The 18,566-nt window shown below is 71.3% G+C and carries 19 protein-coding genes; 12 read left to right on the top strand and 7 right to left on the bottom strand.

Annotated features, from left to right (window positions below; genetic code table 11):
• Positions 1-178: 178 nt before the first annotated feature.
• From KBI5_RS27115 to KBI5_RS19630, 3 genes are all read right to left on the bottom strand, one after another.
• Positions 179-340 carry a DUF5679 domain-containing protein gene (locus KBI5_RS27115; RefSeq protein ID WP_198537821.1) on the bottom strand — a complete coding sequence of 54 codons (162 nt, stop codon included), beginning with the start codon at positions 338-340 and terminating at the stop codon, positions 179-181.
• Positions 341-1,030: 690 nt separating this feature from the next.
• Positions 1,031-1,822 carry a 5-formyltetrahydrofolate cyclo-ligase gene (locus KBI5_RS19635; protein ID WP_085016069.1) on the bottom strand — a complete coding sequence of 264 codons (792 nt, stop codon included), beginning with the start codon at positions 1,820-1,822 and terminating at the stop codon, positions 1,031-1,033.
• Positions 1,819-3,348: a hypothetical protein gene (locus KBI5_RS19630; RefSeq protein ID WP_085016068.1), complete on the bottom strand. Its 1,530-nt coding sequence runs from the start codon at positions 3,346-3,348 to the stop codon at positions 1,819-1,821. The genes KBI5_RS19635 and KBI5_RS19630 overlap by 4 nt, the downstream gene beginning before the upstream one ends.
• A gap of 890 nt (positions 3,349-4,238) precedes the next feature.
• Here KBI5_RS19630 and KBI5_RS19620 point away from each other — a divergent pair.
• The 8 genes from KBI5_RS19620 to KBI5_RS19590 all read left to right on the top strand — a co-directional run bounded on the left by KBI5_RS19620 (position 4,239) and on the right by KBI5_RS19590 (position 10,162).
• On the top strand, positions 4,239-4,811 hold the full coding sequence (locus tag KBI5_RS19620) for a TIGR03086 family metal-binding protein (RefSeq protein WP_085016066.1): 573 nt from the start codon (positions 4,239-4,241) through the stop codon (positions 4,809-4,811).
• A complete protein-coding gene (locus KBI5_RS19615; protein WP_085016065.1) occupies positions 4,808-5,158 on the top strand; it encodes a metalloregulator ArsR/SmtB family transcription factor in 351 nt (116 codons plus the stop codon). The genes KBI5_RS19620 and KBI5_RS19615 overlap by 4 nt, the downstream gene beginning before the upstream one ends.
• Positions 5,151-5,600 (top strand): SRPBCC domain-containing protein, encoded by a 450-nt coding sequence (locus KBI5_RS19610; protein WP_085016064.1) that lies wholly within the window; start codon positions 5,151-5,153, stop codon positions 5,598-5,600. Before KBI5_RS19615 ends, KBI5_RS19610 begins: the two co-directional genes overlap by 8 nt.
• Positions 5,597-5,983 carry a hypothetical protein gene (locus KBI5_RS27110; protein WP_198537819.1) on the top strand — a complete coding sequence of 129 codons (387 nt, stop codon included), beginning with the start codon at positions 5,597-5,599 and terminating at the stop codon, positions 5,981-5,983. Before KBI5_RS19610 ends, KBI5_RS27110 begins: the two co-directional genes overlap by 4 nt.
• 101 nt (positions 5,984-6,084) lie before the next feature.
• Positions 6,085-6,684: a TetR/AcrR family transcriptional regulator gene (locus KBI5_RS19605; protein WP_198537817.1), complete on the top strand. Its 600-nt coding sequence runs from the start codon at positions 6,085-6,087 to the stop codon at positions 6,682-6,684.
• A gap of 91 nt (positions 6,685-6,775) precedes the next feature.
• Positions 6,776-8,275, top strand: a complete 1,500-nt coding sequence (locus KBI5_RS19600) for an MFS transporter (protein WP_085016062.1) — start codon at positions 6,776-6,778, stop codon at positions 8,273-8,275.
• Positions 8,276-8,320: 45 nt separating this feature from the next.
• On the top strand, positions 8,321-8,782 hold the full coding sequence (locus tag KBI5_RS19595) for an SRPBCC domain-containing protein (RefSeq protein WP_085016061.1): 462 nt from the start codon (positions 8,321-8,323) through the stop codon (positions 8,780-8,782).
• Between the two features lie 654 nt (positions 8,783-9,436).
• A complete protein-coding gene (locus tag KBI5_RS19590) occupies positions 9,437-10,162 on the top strand; it encodes a GAF and ANTAR domain-containing protein (protein WP_085016060.1) in 726 nt (241 codons plus the stop codon).
• Between the two features lie 126 nt (positions 10,163-10,288).
• Here KBI5_RS19590 and KBI5_RS19585 read toward each other — a convergent pair whose 3' ends face one another.
• A complete protein-coding gene (locus KBI5_RS19585; protein ID WP_085016059.1) occupies positions 10,289-10,897 on the bottom strand; it encodes a class I SAM-dependent methyltransferase in 609 nt (202 codons plus the stop codon).
• Positions 10,898-11,219: 322 nt separating this feature from the next.
• Between KBI5_RS19585 and KBI5_RS25935 the strand changes: the two genes are divergently transcribed.
• Entirely contained in the window at positions 11,220-11,615 is a 396-nt protein-coding gene (locus KBI5_RS25935) for a hypothetical protein (protein ID WP_133057087.1), read from the top strand.
• On the opposite strand, the gene KBI5_RS19580 is transcribed toward KBI5_RS25935, so the two are convergent.
• The 3 genes from KBI5_RS19580 to KBI5_RS19570 all read right to left on the bottom strand — a co-directional run bounded on the left by KBI5_RS19580 (position 11,520) and on the right by KBI5_RS19570 (position 14,315).
• Positions 11,520-12,872 (bottom strand): bifunctional DedA family/phosphatase PAP2 family protein, encoded by a 1,353-nt coding sequence (locus KBI5_RS19580; protein ID WP_085016058.1) that lies wholly within the window; start codon positions 12,870-12,872, stop codon positions 11,520-11,522. The genes KBI5_RS25935 and KBI5_RS19580 overlap by 96 nt on opposite strands.
• A 150-nt stretch (positions 12,873-13,022) precedes the next feature.
• Entirely contained in the window at positions 13,023-13,931 is a 909-nt protein-coding gene (locus KBI5_RS19575) for a M48 family metalloprotease (RefSeq protein WP_085016057.1), read from the bottom strand.
• Positions 13,932-13,934: 3 nt separating this feature from the next.
• Positions 13,935-14,315 carry a BlaI/MecI/CopY family transcriptional regulator gene (locus tag KBI5_RS19570; protein ID WP_085016070.1) on the bottom strand — a complete coding sequence of 127 codons (381 nt, stop codon included), beginning with the start codon at positions 14,313-14,315 and terminating at the stop codon, positions 13,935-13,937.
• A 39-nt stretch (positions 14,316-14,354) separates the two neighbouring features.
• On the opposite strand from KBI5_RS19570, the gene KBI5_RS19565 reads away from it, so the two are divergent.
• From KBI5_RS19565 to KBI5_RS19555, 3 genes are all read left to right on the top strand, one after another.
• On the top strand, positions 14,355-15,371 hold the full coding sequence (locus KBI5_RS19565) for a phosphatase PAP2 family protein (RefSeq protein ID WP_085016056.1): 1,017 nt from the start codon (positions 14,355-14,357) through the stop codon (positions 15,369-15,371).
• A gap of 300 nt (positions 15,372-15,671) precedes the next feature.
• Positions 15,672-16,730, top strand: coding sequence for an undecaprenyl-diphosphate phosphatase (locus KBI5_RS19560; protein ID WP_198537822.1), 1,059 nt, complete (start codon positions 15,672-15,674; stop codon positions 16,728-16,730).
• Between the two features lie 374 nt (positions 16,731-17,104).
• Positions 17,105-18,289 carry an AbrB family transcriptional regulator gene (locus tag KBI5_RS19555; RefSeq protein WP_157902555.1) on the top strand — a complete coding sequence of 395 codons (1,185 nt, stop codon included), beginning with the start codon at positions 17,105-17,107 and terminating at the stop codon, positions 18,287-18,289.
• Positions 18,290-18,566: the final 277 nt, after the last annotated feature.

Raw genomic sequence — 18,566 nt, 5'->3', positions numbered from 1 at the left:
AAATACCGGCAATAAATGAAGTGGAATCACGCTCCACTAGGTCCGGTCTTTGGGCTTTTCTTGTGGCCATGCAAGGTTTCGACGATCCGCAGACGGCGGTGCGCTGCGTCGAGGGCCGCCTGTCCCGCCGGACCTCGTCAGCGGCGGGGCGGGCGACGGTGGATACCCCTGGTGCGGGTCACGCTTTGCCGAGGATGCGGTTGATCGTCGAGCCGCAGACCGGGCATGAGCCTCGGGCCATCCGCCGGCCGGACTCGCTGATCCGAACCTCGCCGGTGTAGTGCCGTTTCTCCTTGCATTTGAGGCAGTAACCCTCGTAGTTGGAGGTGCTGTCGGACACCCGGACTCCCCTTCCAGGTCCGCCCCGGCCGTGGCCGCCGGATTGGACGGGTGGTTGATAACTGTCGTGACGGTGATGGATTTGTAGGCAAAGAACAGGCGCTGTTGCGTGCGTCGCGTTGTGTCACGCCTCGCTGTCGATGGCCGCTTGGCAGCAGCCGACTGTGGCGTCGGTGGTGGGCCGGTCGTCGTGGGCTCGGTGGGGTGCCAGCGCTGGCACGGCTCGATGGCTGGCGGAACGCGGGTTAGCGTTTCAAGGAGCCGGGCGCGAGTCATTCCCCGAGGAGCGAAGATGTGATTCGGCATCGCGCACCCTGCCTGACCTGCACCGAGACTGTCGGTGAGCGGCATCCTCTTCACACCGATGGGCGCGAAACGCTCCCGCGCGAGGGACGCGTCCCGCGCGGTACGGCGCGCCCACCGGCCATGCCCCGTCTCCTGAGACTCCGCGACGCGGCGAGGCGGCCCTACCCGCCCGAGACCGCCGACCTACGAAGATCGAGATAGGCACCCGTTGGTGCATGCTTTGGGCCTGATCATCACCGAGGAGAGTGCGCGGTGGGTGAGGCCGGCAGGCTCCTGTAGGTCCGCTTCGGAATGGCCTTCCATTCTCGAAGCGGTGGCCGGCGCGTCCGACCGAAAAGGAAAAACGAGAAGAGAAGCACTGAACAGCATTATTGCGTCGTGCGGGTCAGCGTTCGTCGGCGGCGCGGCGACGAGGTTGATTGTCCTCGGGCGCTGTAGGAGTCCCCGGGAGCCGCAGCCAGGCCGCTCGTCGGGCGGCGAGGACGGGGATCGTGCTGATGGTGGCGTCGTCGAGGTCCTGCCAGTAGAGGCCCTTGGGGCGGCGGGGTGGTCCGCAGGTGATGGTGCGGGTGGGGGTGACGATGAGGTCGACGCTGAAATCGTGGCGGGTTTCCGGGAGGTCGCCGTCGACGACCTGAAGGTCGTGGACCGTGGTGACGATGGTGGTGGTGGGCTGGATGAGCCCGGCTTCCTGGAGAAGCGCGAATTCGAGGTCGGAGTAGCCGGCGCCTTTCCCAAGACGAACGCCGGCCGGGTTGACCGCGACGCTGCCGCAGACGACGAGGTCGACGGGGTCCATGTCGTCCACGCCGACCGGGTCGGCGATGGTGGCGGCGACGTGCCGGTCGGCGGCCTGCTCGGGAGGCAGGGGCAGGGCGGCGGGGTCGAGGCGGTAGAACGGCAGCGGTTCGGCCAGTCTGGGCACGGCCATGTAGACGGTCTTGCCGTCGCGCAGCGCGTGGGCGCGGACGGGTTGCTGGGCCCGGTCGGGCACGGCCTTCACGACGTGCGCCGAGGTCCATGCGGGTAGGGCGGCCAGCCGCGCGGCGGCAAGGTCGGCGCCGGTGAACGCGGGGATATACCCGTGGACGCCCGGTGGTGCGGCGTGTTCGCGTTCCAGAAGGGCCCAGATCCGGTCGCGGATCTGCTGTTTGGCGTCGTGGACGTCGCGGTTCATGGGGCTGTGGAGACTGGGAGTGACATGACGTCGAGGAGACGGTCGCAGGCGTCGCGGACGGCCGGCACGTGGCGCCAGGGCCCCAGTTCCCGGCTGATCGTGAACGCCATCGTGATGCCGCCGCCGCCCCGGGTGCGGGTGACCACGTCGAGGGCCTGGTTGAAGGTGTGCGCGGCCTCGTCGGGTTTGGTTTGGCGGATCTGGGCGAGCGCGAGGTTCCCCAGGACGATCGCGTCGGCCTTGGCCGGGCTGTGAGGGTGGGAATGGGCGTGTCCCAGGAGTTCCTCGGCCGTCTTCGGCCGACCGAGGAAGAGGTAGCAGGAGCCGGCCATGCGTGGGATGTGGCTGGGTGAGTACAGGTAGCTCGCTTCGTCCGCGGCGTCGGTCCTGCCCAGAAGGTGTTCGGCGTGGCCGAGCAGCTGTTCGCACTCGGTGGTGTTGCGTTGCATCGCGTACGCCTCGGCGGCGTGCAGGGTGGCCAGCCCGGCGAGGACGTCGCTGGACCCGTCGGTCACCGCGATGCAGCGGCGCGCGTGATCGAGCGCTGCCTGTGGGGCCCGCTCGCCGTGCAGAGCGACGATCGTGGAGCGCAGCAGCGCGAGTCCTTCCGCGATCGGATTGCGCAGCTCCCGGCCTGCGGCGGCGGCCCGGTCCAGATAGGTGTGGGCCTGGCGGTGGTCGCGTCGCTGGGAGGCATCCCAGACGAGCTGGCCCATCAGGATCGCCGCCTCGGCTTCCGCGGTCAGCAGTTCTCGGCGCAGCCGCACAGTCGGTGTCTGGGAACGCAGATAGCTCACGAGAGTGAGCAGCTGGCCTGCCTCGGGCAGCAGCTCTGTCGGCGGCGTGCGGTCGTACTGGGCATCGAGGTCCTCGACCCGCTGGCGCAACAGCGCGATCGTCACGAGATCCACGGATCGGGGCTGGTCGCGGACATGGCGGAGACGCTCCTCGACCGGCTCGTGCTGACCCACTGCCAGGACAGGCCAGGTCACGGGATCGAAGGCCGGGCCGCGAGCCGGTCGGTCCCGCGAACGGCCGGCTGCGGATCGGGCCGGGGGCGGCGTTCCGGCAAGGGCCCGACTTGGCGGCGCAGACGGGGACGTGGCCGGCGCGGAGGCGCCCATGCTGGTAAGGAGAAGCCGATCTGAGGGGCTGAGATGGTCGTGGTCGTCGAGGTCGAGCAGGGTGTGAACATCGGTTCCGTAGACACCCGCGAGCAGGGCCAGGGTCTGGGGCATGAGCCGGCGCAGCCGTGACCGGGGGAAGTTCTCCAGCTCGCTCAGCTTCGGCTCGGTCATCGGTGCTCGTCCCGTGGGGTCGAGTCCGTGTTCGGCGGCGTAGGCGTTGATCCGGTCCGCGGCCTGTGTCAACGTCCAGCCGAACGCATGTCGATGCGCCGCCCGGGGGCGAAACCGGTAGCGGCGGGCGAACTCCGCGGCGATCTCCTGATGCGTCATCCCGCGGTCCCGCATCCGACTGCGCAGGTCGTCCTGTTCGGCGCGCAGGCTGGCCTTGGGCCTGGACATCCGAGAATTTCCCCTCGCCGGCGACAGGCTCTCCCAGCGAAAGCCCGCAGAAGCAATCAGTCCGTCTAACGGTAGCCGTGCGGTCACGTCGTTTGCGGCATGGCCTGGGTAGGTGGCCTGGCCGTCGCGCCTGGTCTCGCCGAGGTGGGCGGCTGTCGCGGCGTACGGGAACCGGCACAGCCCGGGGCGGTCAACCACCGCCGGTACGTCGATACCCGGTGCGGCGCGGGGGGCTGCCGATCAGCGGCCGGCACCGTCACCCGGCGCTGGCAGCATGGCAGCGTGCAGGACAGTTCGATGGTCGGCTCTGCCGCTGGTCGTGATCAGAGGCAACTCGGGATCGGGGAAACGCTCGGTCGCCCGATCACTGCGCGCACAGGCCGGCCGCGGTGTCGCACTGGTCGAGCTTTCCGACCGTCCTCTTGGTGTACGTGACGTCCGGTCCGGCGTGGGCTGTTGATCCTTCGGCTCCTCTAACCTTTCGTGATCTCTACGTTCGGGACGTAGAGATGTGAGGGTGCGTGGACCGCAGGCGGGTTGTCGGGCAGATGCGAGTCCAGGAGATCTTCCTCGGCGGCGGTCGGCGGTCATGGACGATCTTGTGGCCGGACGGTGCGGTCTACGAGGAGGCGGACCGGTTCCTGTGTCGCCCGCGACCAGGAACGACAGACCGCCGAACATCTTTTTCTCGGTGGCGCCTGGAGTGAGATCGCCAAGTAGGGCCCGCAGCCGGACGGCCAGACCCTCATCAAACGCCATGATCGACTCTCCCGTCGTGTTCTCGGTGGTGCGTGGCAGTTCCCCCGCCCCAGTGTRCAACCTAGCTGTTGCACTACCATCATGTTGCACAACAGAATCGTTGCAGACAGCACCCTGACAGGAGTCCCGGCATGGAGATCTTCGACGCTCTTGACCGTTCCGTCGCCTCGACGGCTGGCATCATCAAGACCGTGCGTCCCGACCARCTCGCCGCCGCCACGCCGTGCACCGACTGGGACGTGYGCGCGCTGCTCAACCATCTGATCGGAACACTGTGGCTGGGCGAGGCCCTGCTGTCCGACAGCGCGCCCCGCCACCCGATGCCGCCCGGTGGTCTGCCAGCCAGCGACCTGGTCGGCGCCGACCCCGCGGCGGCATACGCGACCGGGTCCGCGGCGCTGCTGGCCGCGGCCGCTGTCACCGACACGCTCACCCGAGTCCACACCACTCCGCTGGGGGACATGCCCGGCCCGGTCCTGGCGGGCCTGACCACCCTGGACATCCTCGTCCACGGCTGGGACCTCGCCACCGCCACCGGCCAGCCGACCACCCTCGACGACGACCTCGCCGACCATCTCCTCGACTTCGCCCACCAGGTGATCACCGCCGACTTCCGCGGCACCGCGATCGGACCGGCTATCCCGGTCGACGCGTCCGCGCCGGTGACCGACCGGCTCGTGGGATTCCTCGGCCGCCAGCCGTGAACCCGGACGCGGCTCTCAAGGCGCTCGCCGAACCCCACCGCCGCGACATCATGCGGCTCGTGTCGGGCACGCCTCGATCCGTCGGGGAGATCGCCGGCCACCTCGACATCACCTCCCAGGCCGTCTCCCGCCACCTGAAGGTGCTGCGCGAGGCCGGGCTGGTCGACGAGCGCCGCGAGGGCACGCGTCATCTTTTTCTCGTCCGCCCCGACGGCTTCGCCGCCGTCCAGGACTTCCTCAACGACTTCTGGACCCGCCACCTCGGCCAGCTCAAGGCCGCCCTCGAAAACCCCCGCCAGCAACCGGCGCCCGAACCGTCCGAGCCCAAGCGGCGCCACGATGGCTGACCCCTACACCACCGAGATCGACATCGACGCGGACATCGAGGACGTCTTCCGCCACCTCACCGACCCCACCCACATGATCCGATGGATGGGTCAGCACGCCACCCTCGACCCCACCCCCGGCGGCACCTTCCACCTCGACATCAACGGCATCCCCGTCCGCGGCCACTACCACGTCGTCGAACCGCCGCACCGCATCGTCGTGACCTGGGGAGTAGCCGGCAGCCCCGAGCTTCCCCCCGACACCACCGAGGTCGAGTTCACCCTCACCCCCACCGCCACGGGTACCCGGCTACGCCTCGAACACCGCAACCTGCCCGACAGCCAGCGCCCCGCCCACGCGACCGGCTGGTCCCACTTCCTCGCCCGGCTTAACCTCGCCGCCGCCGGACACGACCCAGGCCCCGACCCCTGGCACGACGACACCACCGCTACAGCGCCGTGAGCCCCGCTTCGCCGACCAGCGAGGTGCCTGGACGGGACGACTTCCTGCGTCTCACCGAGCCACTGCTGACACGGCCATCGGTGACCCGGTCCACCATGATGGGCCTGCCCTGTCTGCGCGTCGACGGAGCATTCTTCGCCTCCTTCGACACCCGAACGGGACGCCTGCTCGTCAAACTTCCAGCCAGCACGGTCCAAAGCATGGTCGCCGACGGCACCGCCGAGCCGTTCGCTCCAGCCGGGCGGACGTTCCGCGAATGGGCCGCCATCCCGGCCAGCAGACTCGACGACTGGACCAGCCTCCTCACGGCGGCACTCGACCACGTCGCCGGGCAGCCCACCCCACCATCACGTCCCCGCACAAGACAACCCCGACCCGCCTGACCCAGACGCAAGGGAGCAAGCGCGGGCCCGCCGTCACCCCGATCGCAGGTCCGAGCGGATGCCATTGGACGATTCCGTCCAATGATGATTACGGTGAACTGATGCAGGACGAGCCGATGACCGCGCGCGGGCGCGCGACCCGGGAGCGGATCGTGGCCCGGGTCGCCGCCGTCATCGCCGAGCACGGCGTGCGCGGCGTGAGCCTGGAGCAGGTGCTGGCGGCGGCCGGCGCGAGCAAGAGCCAGCTTGCCCACTACTTCGGTGGGCGGGACCAGCTCATGGAGGCTGCGGTGGCCCACCGCTGTGAGCAGGTCCTGGGTGGCCTCACGCAGGCGTTCGCCGCGGTGGAGACGCTGGATGATCTCAGGCGGACGCTCGCGGGGTTCGTCGCGCAGTACGAGCAGAGCCCCTCGGGCTGTCCGATCGGGTCGCTGGCCAGCGATGTCGCCGAGCACAACGAGCCGGCGCGGGCGCGTGTCGCCGATGCCTTCGCCGCCTGGGAGCGGCTGTTCGCCGAGGCGTTCGCGCGGATGCGCGCCGCCGGAGAACTACGGGCCGACGCCTCGCCCACAGCGCTCGCGACCGCTCTGCTCGCGAGCCTGGAGGGCGGGATGCTGCTGAGTCAGACTCGCCGTCACGCCGCGTCGCTGCACGTGGCCGTGGACGCCGCGCTCGCCTACGTCAGGACGTTCGCCACCTGAGTGGACGGAAACGTCCAATCGACTCTGGACGGAACCGTCCAGAGTGGTCTAGCGTCGGACTGGTCGTTTTCGACCAATTCGAGAGGTGGCCATGAGCGCCCCTTCCGTCTCCACCTCCGTGCTGGCCACCCGCCGGGGCCGGCTGACGTTGCTGCTGCTGTGCGCGGTCCAGTTCCTTGACATCGTCGACTCCTCGATCATGAACGTCGCGTTGCCGTCGATCCGCCGCGATCTGGGCTTCTCCCAGCAGAACCTGCAATGGGTGCTGTCTGGCTACGTGGTGACCTACGGCGGGTTCCTGCTGCTCGGCGGCCGGGCGGCGGACCTGCTCGGACGTCGCCGGATGCTCGTCGCCGGAACGACCCTGTTCGCGGTCTGCTCGCTGACCGGCGGCCTCGCGGCGAACGCCGGGATGCTGGTCGGCGCCCGGGTCGCCCAGGGCGTCGGTGCGGCGCTGATGGCCCCGGCCGGCCTGTCGATCCTGACGACCACCTTCACCCAAGGCGCCGACCGTACCCGGGCGCTCGGGGTGTGGGGTGCGATGAGCGGGCTGGGTGCCGCGGTGGGCGTGTTCCTCGGCGGTGTGCTGTCGGAGGGGCCCGGCTGGCGCTGGGTGCTGTTCGTCAACATCCCTGTCTGCGTGCTCATCGTCGCCGCCGCCTACCGGCTCGTCGCGGCCGAGCGGGCCCGTGGCCTCTGGTCCGGTTTCGACGCCGCCGGGGCGGTCCTGGTCACCGCCGGGATGCTGCTGGGCATCTACGCCCTGGTGAAGGCACCCGACGCCGGCTGGGCCACCGCGCACACGATCGGTGAGCTGGCCACGGCCGGGGTCCTGCTGGCGGCTTTCGTCGTCAACGAGCGCCGCGCCGGCGACCCGCTGTTCCCGTTCTCGATCCTGCGGGTCAAGGGACTGRCAGCCGCGGACGCCACCCAGCTGATCGCCTTCGCCGGCTTCCTGTCGATGTTCTTCTTCCTCACCCTCTACATGCAGAACGTCCTCGGCTACTCGCCGATCCGGGGCGGCGCGGCCTACCTGCCCGTCACCGCCGGCATCATGGTCGCCGCGGGAGTGGCAACCCAGCTCGTCCCTCGGATCGGTACCCGACCAGTCATCGTCGCCGGTTCGCTCGTCGCCGCCGACGGGATCTACTACGTGTCCCGGGTCCCCGTCGACGGTTCGTATGCCGCCGACCTGCTCCCAGGCTTGCTGATCATGTCGCTGGGCCTCGGTGCCGTGTTCGTCACCGTCACCACCGCCGCGAACGCCGGCGTCCCTGCCGAGCAGGCCGGACTCGCCGCCGGCCTACTCAACACCTCCCTCCAACTCGGCTCCGCGCTCGGACTGGCGGTCTTCTCCGCGGTCGCCACCGCCCGCACCCACCATCTCCTCGCCGAACACGCCACGCCGCAGCAGGCGCTCACGTCAGGCTTCGGGCGAGCGCTGGTCGCCGCCAGCCTCGCCGTCCTCGCCGCAGCCCTCATCGCCGTGCGCGCCCCCAACCTCCGCACCGCGGCCGGACCCGCAACGCCGCCCGAACCGTACGCAGACACCCGCGGCGGGCACATCCTCGCTCCCGAGCCGGCCGAGTAGGCGCGACCCCAGTCCCCGCCCACTCCTCAACGACCAGGACACGACATGACCACGACCAGCCCGTCGGCGACCCAGACCTACCACGTCTTCATCCGCGCCACCCCCCAGCAGGTGTGGGATGCGATCACCACACCCGAACTCAGCGCCGGCTACCTGTTCGGGGCACTCGTCGAGACCACCGGCCAGATCGGCACACCGTTCCGCTACCAGTCACCCGACCGCGAAGCCCTCTGGGGCGACGAGACCGTCCTGGACGCCGACCCGCCCCACCGTCTCGTCGTCAGCTACCGCGCCCTCTACAACCCCGACCTTGCCGGCGAGCCCCCCAGCCGGGTCGCCTGGCAGATCACCTCCGACGAGGAGCGGATCAGCCTGCTCACCGTCGTGCACGACAATCTGGAGCACGCTCCCAAGACCGCCGCCCGTGTCGCCGACACCGGCTGGATGCGTGTCCTATCCGGTCTCAAAACCCTGCTCGAAACCGGCCGCCCACTGAACGCCGGCTGACACCGAAACCAGACGCCCGTAGTCCCCGAGACCACGACGTCCGCAGCCGCGCCGCCCGCCGACAGGGCGACAGCACCGCGCACGGAACCGACCCGAGATGAACAGCACCCCGACCGGCACTACGAGATCGTCCTGATTGTCCGCGCCAGGCCGGCCGGCGGGTGCCGTCCAAGGTCCCGCTGGCCGGCCCCGGCCACGCCGCGCCGGGGGTCCAGGCCGCGCTCGCCTGCGCGGCGTCTTGCACCCTGCCGACATGCTCCTCGAACGCCACGGCGAGCGGCTCGACACCTGGATCACCACCATCGAGGCCGACGCCGACCTACCCGACCTGCACCGCTTCACCCGCGGCCTACGACGCGACCACGACGCCGTCCTCGCCGGACTCACCCAGTCCCACAGCTCCGGCGTCGTCGCAGGCGATGCCACCTGTAAAAACGATCAAAGGGCAGGTATTCGGCCGCGCCAGCTTCGACCTACTACTGCGAACGCGTCCCGCTCACCCGATGGTCACCGAGAGGGCCAGAAGGATCACAAGATCAGCCCCCTAGATCCAAAACTCGCTACCGGAGCCGGGGGAATGTCCCGGATCTGGCAGATGCGGTGTGTGAGCATATCGTCGGTAGACGCTCCCCGTCGTCAGGAAGGCAGGAGCCTGTGCACGATTCGGTGTGGTTCCGGGATCTTCTCGGCGATGTTGTGGCGGACCGGGATCGTGGCGCTGAGGTGCTGGGGCGGTTGTGTGCGGCGGCGAAGGCGCGTCTGCCGGTGGATGGCGTGACGGTGACGACTCCGGGGGACGCGGGACGGGCCGGGATCGTCGCGGCCAGTGACCTGCCGGCGGGGCGATTAGGCGATCTCCAGGTCACCCTCGATGAGGGACCGGGCCGGGACGCGGCACGGTCAGGACGGCCCGCGCTGCTGTCCGATCTCGCCGGGCCGGTCGGCAGCCGGTGGCCGCTGCTGCGCGTCGCGGCGGCCCCGACCGGTGTCCGGGGGATGTTCGCCCTGCCGATGCTGGTCGGCCTGTCTCGACTCGGCGTGCTCGAACTGTTCCGGTTCGCACCTGGCCCGCTGGCCGCCGAGGCACTCGCGCGGGCGCTGAACGCCTCAAAGGCCGCCGGGTTCGTCGCCGTCCAGACGTTGCCAGACCAGCCCGGCGCCGTCCCGCAGGACGCGCTGTGGCGGTCCCGGATCGACGTCCACCGCGCGGTCGGGCTGATTATGGTGCAGCGCGGTGTCACCTCCGTCGAGGCCGTGGCGCAGCTGCGTGCGCACGCCTTCGGCCACGATCTCGCGCAGCACCTTGTCGCCGGTGAGCTGCGACTGGACCGGGCCGGGACGCAGCCCGGGAACCAGGCCAGCAACCGCCGGCGGCCCTGACCACCGTACGGACCGCTGACCGCGGGGCGGTGCCCGCACCGGCTCCCCGAGGTCGGGCGGCGACGTCCGCTGCGAAGCAATCGCCGACACAGGCACGGTCGATTGGGCGCGGTCAGTGGTCGGCAGTCAGTCGTCGGCCAGCAGGAGCCAGGTGAACGGCTGCACCCGGCCGGCGGGGGTGTGATGTTCTTCCCGGGTGGTACGTAGGACGCGCAGGTCCGGGAACTGCGCGGCAAGCTCGCCGGGATCGTAGCGGGCGGTGGGCAGTCCTGAGCAGGCGGTGGGGCCGTCGGCGGCGAACGTCCCGATGACGACGTGTCCGCCGGGCGCGAGGGCCTGGCGCAGGACCGTGCGGTAACGGTCGCGGTCGTCCGGGTTGGTGAGGAAATGGAACACGGCCCGGTCGTGCCAGAGCCGGTAGCGCCGCCCCGGCTGCCAGGCCAGCAGATCACCGGTGACCCAGCGCACGTCGTCCGCCCGCGACGCGAGGCGGGAGCGGGTGACGGYCAGCGCGTCCGCGGCGAGGTCGAGCACGGTCACGTCCCGGTGGCCGCCTTCCAGCAATCGGTCGACGAGGACCGACGAGCCAGCGCCGACATCGACGACGGGATCGCCCGGCCCCGGTCCCGCGGCTGTGACCAGTTCCAGCGAGCAGGCCGGCTCGCGTTGGAACCAGCTGACGTCGGTCACCGCCACCCGGCCGTAGACGTCGTCCCAGTGCGTGCGCAGCGCCATCGGCCCAGCATGCCAGCCACGGTGCGGTCTTCGTTTTCTCCTCGGCAGAATCGACATTCCGCCGTGCTGGACAAACGGGCACCCTCATGGCCGGACGGATGGATCTCGTCGAGGTGACCGCCAGCAGCGACGCGACCCGGGCCGAGGTGGGGCGGCAGGCCGGCGCCTTGAGGACCCGACCCCTCTGAACATCGCATCGCCCCGGCTGTCACCCGCGACGAGCTCGGCGCCTGCCCGCGTCCGAGAGGGCCCCGGCGCGCAGCGCACGCTCGACGATCACACGGTCGTCGTCGGACGCCCGGCTCTGCTCGCCGACTCGTCCGTGACGTTGACTCCCGACCTGCCGGCTGTGCTGGCTGCCACCGAACGACGGGGGCGCACCGCGATCATCGCCGGCTGGGACGGTCACGCTCGCGCTGTGGCCGCTGTCGCGGACACCGTCACGCCCACCAGCCCGGCCGCGGTCGCCGAACCGCGGGCGCTCGGCCTGGGGCCGATCCTGCTCACCGGTGAGGGCGGCGCGTCGGTGTCCGCGGCCGGCGGCGACGAGGACGACGATGGCGGCTTTGGCCAGTCCGTGCCGGTCGCGGCGAACCTTTCGGTGGCGCGACGGCGGGGGGTGTCACGCCGCCTCGATGGCGCCGGCGTGGCGTTGTTCGGCGGACGCCTCCCCGGGGGATGGGAGCGGTGGTGTGCTGGCCGGTCGCCGCCGGGGTAGGTGGCTGAGGGTGGCGGCCAGCGCGAGGAAGGTCAGGCCGAGGGCCCAGCCGGCTACGACGTCGCTGGGCCAGTGGACCCCGAGGTAGATCCGGGACAGGCCGACTGCTGCCGTGAGGACCGTGGCGGCCGTGGTGACGATCGCGGTGGTGGTCTTGTCGGTGGGTAGGAGGCGCAGGAGGAGCAGKGCGGCGAGGCCGTATCCGAGGGTCGCGGTGGTGGTGTGCCCGGACGGGTAGGCGTGGCCGTGCGGGTGGGTGAGCCAGAGTGCGGGGGCTGGTCGGGGGCGGGCGATCCACCGGTTGATCGCCAGGCGGGTCAGTTGGCCGGCGGGGAGCAGGGCGACCGTGCCGACGGGCAGTTCCCATCGCCGGGTGCGTCGCCACACCGCCAGGCCCAGTACGGCCAGGAGTGCGTAGACGACGGGGCCGAGGGCAAGGTCGGTGACGGCGGTGGCCAGCGGTGTCAGCCATGGGCCGCGGTGGGAGGTGACGTCGTGTAGGAGGCGGGTATCGGCGGCGGCGATGCCTTCGTGTGCCTGCACGTCCTGGGTGATGCCGGCGAACAGCCATCCGCTGCCGGCAAGGGTCAGCAGCGTGGCGGTCCGCCGTCGGTCGAGACGGGGCACCTGGCGAAGGCGGCGTCGCGTCCAGCCGGTAAGCCGTTCGGAGCGGCGGGCGGCCCGGTAGGCGAGCATGGCGACGATCACGGCGAGGAGGCCGGCGGAGATCAGGCTGAGCCGGTGTTCCGCCGACCGGTAGCCGGCGCCGACGAGATAGCCGACCAGCGCGGTTTCGGTCACCCAGGCGACCGCCCCGACGACGTTGAACAGCAGGAACGTGCGGTAGGGGATGCGGCTGGTGCCGGCCAGACCCGGGACCAGGGCGCGCAGCGCGGCGGTGAACCGGCCCAGGACGATGGCCCACCCACCGCGGCGGCGCAGCAGGTCTCGGCCCCGGTCGACGTGTTCGGGCCGGACGAGCCGGGTGGGGAGTTTCGCGAGCAGCCGGTCGCCGTGGCGGCGGCCGACCTCGTAGCCGACGCTGTCGCCGAGGATCGCGCCGRCCGAGCCGGCGGCGATGACCGCCCACAGCGGCAGCCGATGGTCGTGGGCGAGCACGCCACCGGCCAGCACCGCGACCTCACCGGGAAAGATCACCCCGATGAACAGCGATGCCTCCGCCGCAGGCAACGCGACGACCAGGACCAGCGCGAGCCAGGACGGCACGGACAGCAGGGCATCGACGAGGCGACTCACCGACCTCCCTTCACGAACCGGACCCCCGGACCGGGTACCCCCGCGACAAGACGACCATCATCCGGCCGACTTGCGCACAGCCATGACCGGCACGCGTCCCGCCGACGTATCAGGCCCCCATCTACTACAAGCTACTACAATGCCCCGAGGTCAGGAACGGGTGGCGTGCCGGGCGATCTCGAACAGGTCTTTCACGTCGTGGCCGGCTTCCAGGGCGCAGCCCGCGGCCACGGCCAGCACGAGCAGCGGAACGACGGCAGGCGTCCAACGTCGCCGCGGCGGTGGTGCCAGCAGCGCGGCGACCCGGTCGGCCACCTGCCCGTCGGTGAACCCCGCCGCGGTGAGGGTGCCCTCGTGGCGGGCCAGCGCGGCGCGGGCGACCGCCTGGGCGGTCAGCCGCCGGTCACCGGTCACCGCGGCGGCGGTCTCATCGGCCCATCGTTCCAGCGCCTGGTCGCACGCGGCGACGAACGGCCGGGCCGGCGGACAGGCCGCGGCGGCGAGCCGGACCGCGAACCGGAACAGCCAGTGGGCGTGGTCCAGGTGGCAGCGTTCGTGGGCGAGCAACACGCGGCGTTCGTCGGCGGGCAGCGCCCGCAGCATCCCCGAGGAGACCACGATCCGCCCAGGCCAGCCCGGGACCGCCACCGCCGCCGGGGCCGGGTCGTCGACGACGACGAGCAGCCCGGCGCAGGGATCGTGCCGATAGGCGGGCAGCCAGCGACGCGCCTCCGCGGCCAGCCGGTAGGCCAGCACGCCGGCGCCGGCCACACCGACCGCGACGGCGACCCAGGCGGCTACCGACGCCGCGGCCGGTACCGGATCGCCGGCGCCGACGAGGCGGGCCGACCAGCGCCCGAGCGCCGCCACCAGCGGCACCTGCCCAGCCAGCAGGACTGCCAGCAGACCGACCACCACCACCCACACCGCCGCAGCGCCCACGGCCGCCACCGCCAACAGCAACGCCGCCCGGGCCGGCGGCAGCCGCCGCGCCGCCGGCCGCGCGAGGACCAGCACCACCAGCGCCGCCGCACCGGCCAGATAGACAGCCAGCCGCACCGCTCAGCCCTCCAGCCGGCGCCGGTCGAGCAGGTCCCGCAGCACCTGCTCCTCCCCCGGGCCCAGCGTGTCGACGAACCGGGCCAGCACCCCGGCCGGGTCGTCGACCTGCTCCAACATCCCCCGCATCCGCCGGGCGGTGAACTCGACGGTGCTCACGGCCGGCTGGTAGACGAACGTCCGCCCGTCCGCCATTCGGGTCAGCTCCCCCTTGGCGTGCAGCCGGTTGAGGATCGTCATCACGGTGGTGTAGGCGAGGCCGCCGCCGAGGGCGGCCTGCACCTCTCCCGGCGACAGCGCCCGGTCCGCCGCCCACAACGCCGCCAGCACCTCGGCTTCCAACTGCCCCGGCCGACGCGACCGGCCACCCGACCCTGCTGCCACACCCGCCACCCTACCCCCTTGTAGTAGCGTGTAGTAGCCATGCGGGCAGCCCCACCTCGACCCGAGAAAGCACGCGACCGGTCACAGCCCGGCGCCGCCCGACGCTACGCGCACGATCACCCGCGGCGCATCAACCTGCTGATCCTCACGGGCGGCGGGCTGTTCATGGCCACCGGCTACCTCGCGCCCCGGCTGCGGCTCAACCCCGACGAGCTGAACACCCCCGACTTCCCCGACGTCGGCGCCACCGTCCTGGCCCTGGCGGTGGCGGTCGCCGTCGACCTGCTGCTACTCGCCGCGTTCGCCCTGCACGACCGCACCCAGCGCGGACGCATCGGCGGCCTCGACGATCCCGCCGCCCTGGTCCCGCCGGTGCTGCGTCCGTTCTGCTGGCTGGTCATCCTGCCCAGCCTGACCGGAGTCGCCGGGCTCGCCAGCCGGGTCGCCGACAGCCGCGGCCCGCTGCGCGTCGACCAGCGCGTCGACGACAACCTCGCCTACCGCCTGCACCCGCTGCGGCCGGTGTTCGACGGCCTGACCCAGCTCGGCAGCCCGGCCGGCGTCGCCGTGCTGTCCGGGCTGCTCGCGGCGGGCTGCCTGGCCCTGCGGCGTCGCCGCGCCGCATTGCTCGCGCTGGCCGGCCCACCCCTGGCCGGCACGCTGACCGAGTACGCCCTCAAACCGCTCATCGACCGACGCAGCGGCCACGGGTTCGCCTTCCCCAGCGGCCACATCACCGGAGCCGTCGCCGTCGCCGCCACCACCGCCCTGTTCCTGCTGCCCGCCGGCGCCTTCGCCGGACTGCCCCGCCCGGCGCGGCTGCTGCTCGCGGCCTGCGCCGCCGTCCTCGCCAGCGTCCTTCCCCTCGGCCTGATCACACTGCGCTACCACTACGCGACCGACGTCCTCGCCGGCGCCGCGGTCGCGGTCACGGTGATCCTCATCGTCGCCCTCACCCTCGACGCCGCGACCCGCCAACGGGCCATCACCGCAAACCAAGCACCGTCGCCGCACCCTGAACAGACACAACCACCGGACGCCGACGACGCCAGGTAGCCGCAGGCCCGCCGCCCGTCGGACCGACACCGCGCCGCCCGTGCGCAGCGCGCTCCTCGGCACCATCTGACGCCCGCCGCGGCGCCGCCACGGCTCGGGAGACGACCATCGGCCCGCCCACAGGCACCACCGCCGCGCTACCGGACGCGGACCGGCCCCGTCACGGCCGTGTCGCCCAGACCTCCCGACCTGGCGACCCCGCCCACCGACCCAGCAAGCACTTGTAGTAGCTTGTAGTAGCTTGTAGTAGACGACGGTGAGAGACGGCCGCGGCCCGGGAGCATCTGGAGACCAACCATGGTGAGTGAGCTGACCTACCTGCAAGCAGGTGTGATCGGCGTGCTACAAGGGGCGACCGAGCTGTTCCCGGTGTCGAGCCTGGGACACTCGGTGCTCGTCCCCGCGCTGATCGGCGGGTCCTGGCAGCACCTGGTCACCGAGAACGCCTCCCACAACAGCGAACAGTCGCCCTACCTGGCGTTCATCGTCGCGCTGCACGTCGCCACCGCAGCCGCCCTGCTGGTGTTCTTCCGCTCCGACTGGGCCCGGCTCATCCGCGCGTTCGCCACCACGCTGCGCACCCGCCGCATCGAAACCTCATCGCAACGGCTCGCCTGGCTCATCATCGTCGCGACCATCCCCGTCGGGCTGACCGGCCTAGCCCTGGAACACACCTTCCGCACTTTGTTCGCCAAACCGCTGGCCGTCGCGCTATTCCTGACCGCGAACGGGCTGATCCTGCTCGCCGGGGAACGACTACGGCGCCGCAGCGAACAGCGCACCCAGACCGCTCCTGCACCGGCCCCGGACACCGTCTCGGTCGGGGCAGGAGCAGAGACAGCCCCCGCCGCGATCACGGTGCCGGGCCGGGTTCCAGTCCCCACCCAGGCATCAGCCGCGTCGCCGACCGGCCGGGCGGCGACCCGCCACGCCCGGCCCCGCGCCCGCGGGCTCATCATCGCCGAGCAGCGGACCCTCGACGGGCTCGCCTACCGCGAAGCCGCCGTAATCGGACTGTTCCAGACCCTCGCGCTGCTCGCCGGCATCTCCCGCTCCGGCATCACCATGGTCGCCGGGCTGCTCCGCGGCCTCGACCATGAGGACGCCGCCCGCTTCTCCTTCCTGCTCGCCACCCCCGTCATCCTCGCCGCCGGCCTCCTCAAACTCCCCACCCTCGCCAGCCACACCGCCGACGGCATCCGCGGCCAAGTCGCCTTCGGCGCCCTACTCGCCGCCATCGCCGCCTACCTGACCACCCGATTCCTGGTCCGCTACTTCCAAACCCGCACCCTCACCCCCTTCGCGATCTACTGCCTCCTCGCCGGGGCGGCGTGCACCCTGCGCTTCACCATCGGCTAGCAAAGGGCCGCGGAGACACCTGCCTCTCCCCAGCCAGCGTCTCGGCAGGACTGCGGCGAGCACCCAATCCCGTCGGCGGCGGACCTCACGCGGCCTGCCGCGGCCCACGTCACGGAGCGGACGGGTCCTGCCGCGGTGCAGCGCCCTCGGACCGCGGTGCGCCGCACCGCGCAGGTCCATGACCGGTCCGCCGGACTCCGCCGTAGAGCTCCCGCCGTGGGCACGGTTCCCGCATGCGGGCCCGCTGTCCCGAGCCTGACCGGCGGGCACGAACGTCCCGCTGTCGGTTCGTCGCCGCGACGAGTCCCCGATGGCGCTCACCGGCCCAAGCGACTCCACGGTCCCCTCACCCCCCCGACGAACTGGAGCACTGGATGTCCACTGCCCTGCAATCCGCGGGCCGGCCGACACCAGCGACATCCGCCGGCCGGCTACGACGGCTGGTCACCTGGGTGGCGCTCGCCGGGCTGACGTGGCTGACCGGCAAGTGGGCTGAACGCTACGGTCTTCCCGCCCCCCATCTGCTCGCCGCGGTCTGCTGGGGGATCGTCGCCGCGCTGACTGGGGCGCTGCGGACCGCCGTGCCCGCAAGGGTGCACTGGCTGGCCCAGGCGGTCACCGGCGTGGTGATCGGCATGTATTTCGACAGCCACTCCCTGGCCCGCACCGGCAGCGCCATGGGACCGCTGCTCGTCGTCACCGCGGCCACCCTCGCGCTCAGCGTCGGCGTCGGGCTGTTGTTGGCCCGCCGCACCGGCATGGACCAAGCGACCGCCAGCCTCGGCATGGTCGCCGGCGGGTCCGCCGCCGTGGTCGCCACCGCCGACGACCTGGGCGCCGACGCACGCCTCGTCGCCTTCATGCAATACCTGCGACTCACCCTGGTTGTGCTCAGCACTCCGCTGCTCGTCCGATTCGTCCTCGCCCCCCACACCGGCCACTTCGCCGCGTTCGGCGCCAAGGAGATCGAGGTCGAAGGCTCGGTCGGCGGGTACACGTTCCTGTTCGCCGCCGCCATCCTCGGCGGCTGGGCCGGAACCCGCCTGCGGCTGCCCTCCGGCGCACTGCTGGGTCCGGTCCTGCTCGCCGCCACCGCGAACATCGCCGGTATCGGCAGCCAGCCCCCCGAAGTCGCCCGCGAGATCGCTTTCACCATCATCGGACTGGAAGTCGGCCTCCGCTTCACCCCGGCCGTCCTGCGTCAACTCGGCCGGCTGCTGCCCACCGTCCTTGCCGCCGTCACCGTCATCACCGCGGCCTGCGGACTGCTGGCCTGGGCCATGGCCGCCACCGCCCACCTCAGCGTGTTGGACGCCTACCTCGCCACCACCCCCGGCGGCATCAACGCCGTCCTCRCCACCGCCAGCGCCACCCACGCCGACATCACCCTCGTCTTCGCCGTCCAAACCCTCCGGCTCTTCATCATGGTCCTCGCCGCACCGCCCCTCGTCCGAATACTCCTACGCCRCCGCGCCACCGCAGACCGGTATCCTGCACCACTCATGCCCGCGCAACGAGCAATTCCGACCACCACCGAAAGGTATACGGCCGAGAAATAAGGACACCCGGCGCACCCGAGGGGAATTCACACGGCGGAAAATGTGAAGAGTGATGCGGACAGGAACCGTGTGGGATCACCGACTGGCGCATCTCCGCACGGCGCTTGGCCCACCGGGCTCGGTGGAAGCCCTTATGGCCGGCTGCGAGAGACCGGCGCCTAGTGGAGCGTGATTCCACTTCATTTATTGCCGGTATTTGCCTAGAATGGCAGTGTGGAACTTTCGGTGGAAGAGATCGCGGAACTCCGAGGTATGATCAATGATCGCGACGTTCCTG

The organism is Frankia sp. KB5, assembly GCF_002099325.1.
GTDB classification, from domain to species: domain Bacteria; phylum Actinomycetota; class Actinomycetes; order Frankiales; family Frankiaceae; genus Frankia; species Frankia casuarinae.
The sequence above is the reverse complement of the archived record's forward strand: the minus strand, read 5'-3'. Positions and strand labels throughout refer to the sequence as shown.

Coding starts and splice junctions, on each gene's coding strand:
- KBI5_RS19635 (WP_085016069.1), bottom strand. CDS start 1,822: ATGAACCGCGACGTCCACGACGCCAAACAGCAGATCCGCGACCGGATC.
- KBI5_RS19610 (WP_085016064.1), top strand. CDS start 5,151: ATGGCTGACCCCTACACCACCGAGATCGACATCGACGCGGACATCGAG.
- KBI5_RS19565 (WP_085016056.1), top strand. CDS start 14,355: ATGCGGGCAGCCCCACCTCGACCCGAGAAAGCACGCGACCGGTCACAG.
- KBI5_RS19630 (WP_085016068.1), bottom strand. CDS start 3,348: ATGTCCAGGCCCAAGGCCAGCCTGCGCGCCGAACAGGACGACCTGCGC.
- KBI5_RS19605 (WP_198537817.1), top strand. CDS start 6,085: ATGCAGGACGAGCCGATGACCGCGCGCGGGCGCGCGACCCGGGAGCGG.
- KBI5_RS19595 (WP_085016061.1), top strand. CDS start 8,321: ATGACCACGACCAGCCCGTCGGCGACCCAGACCTACCACGTCTTCATC.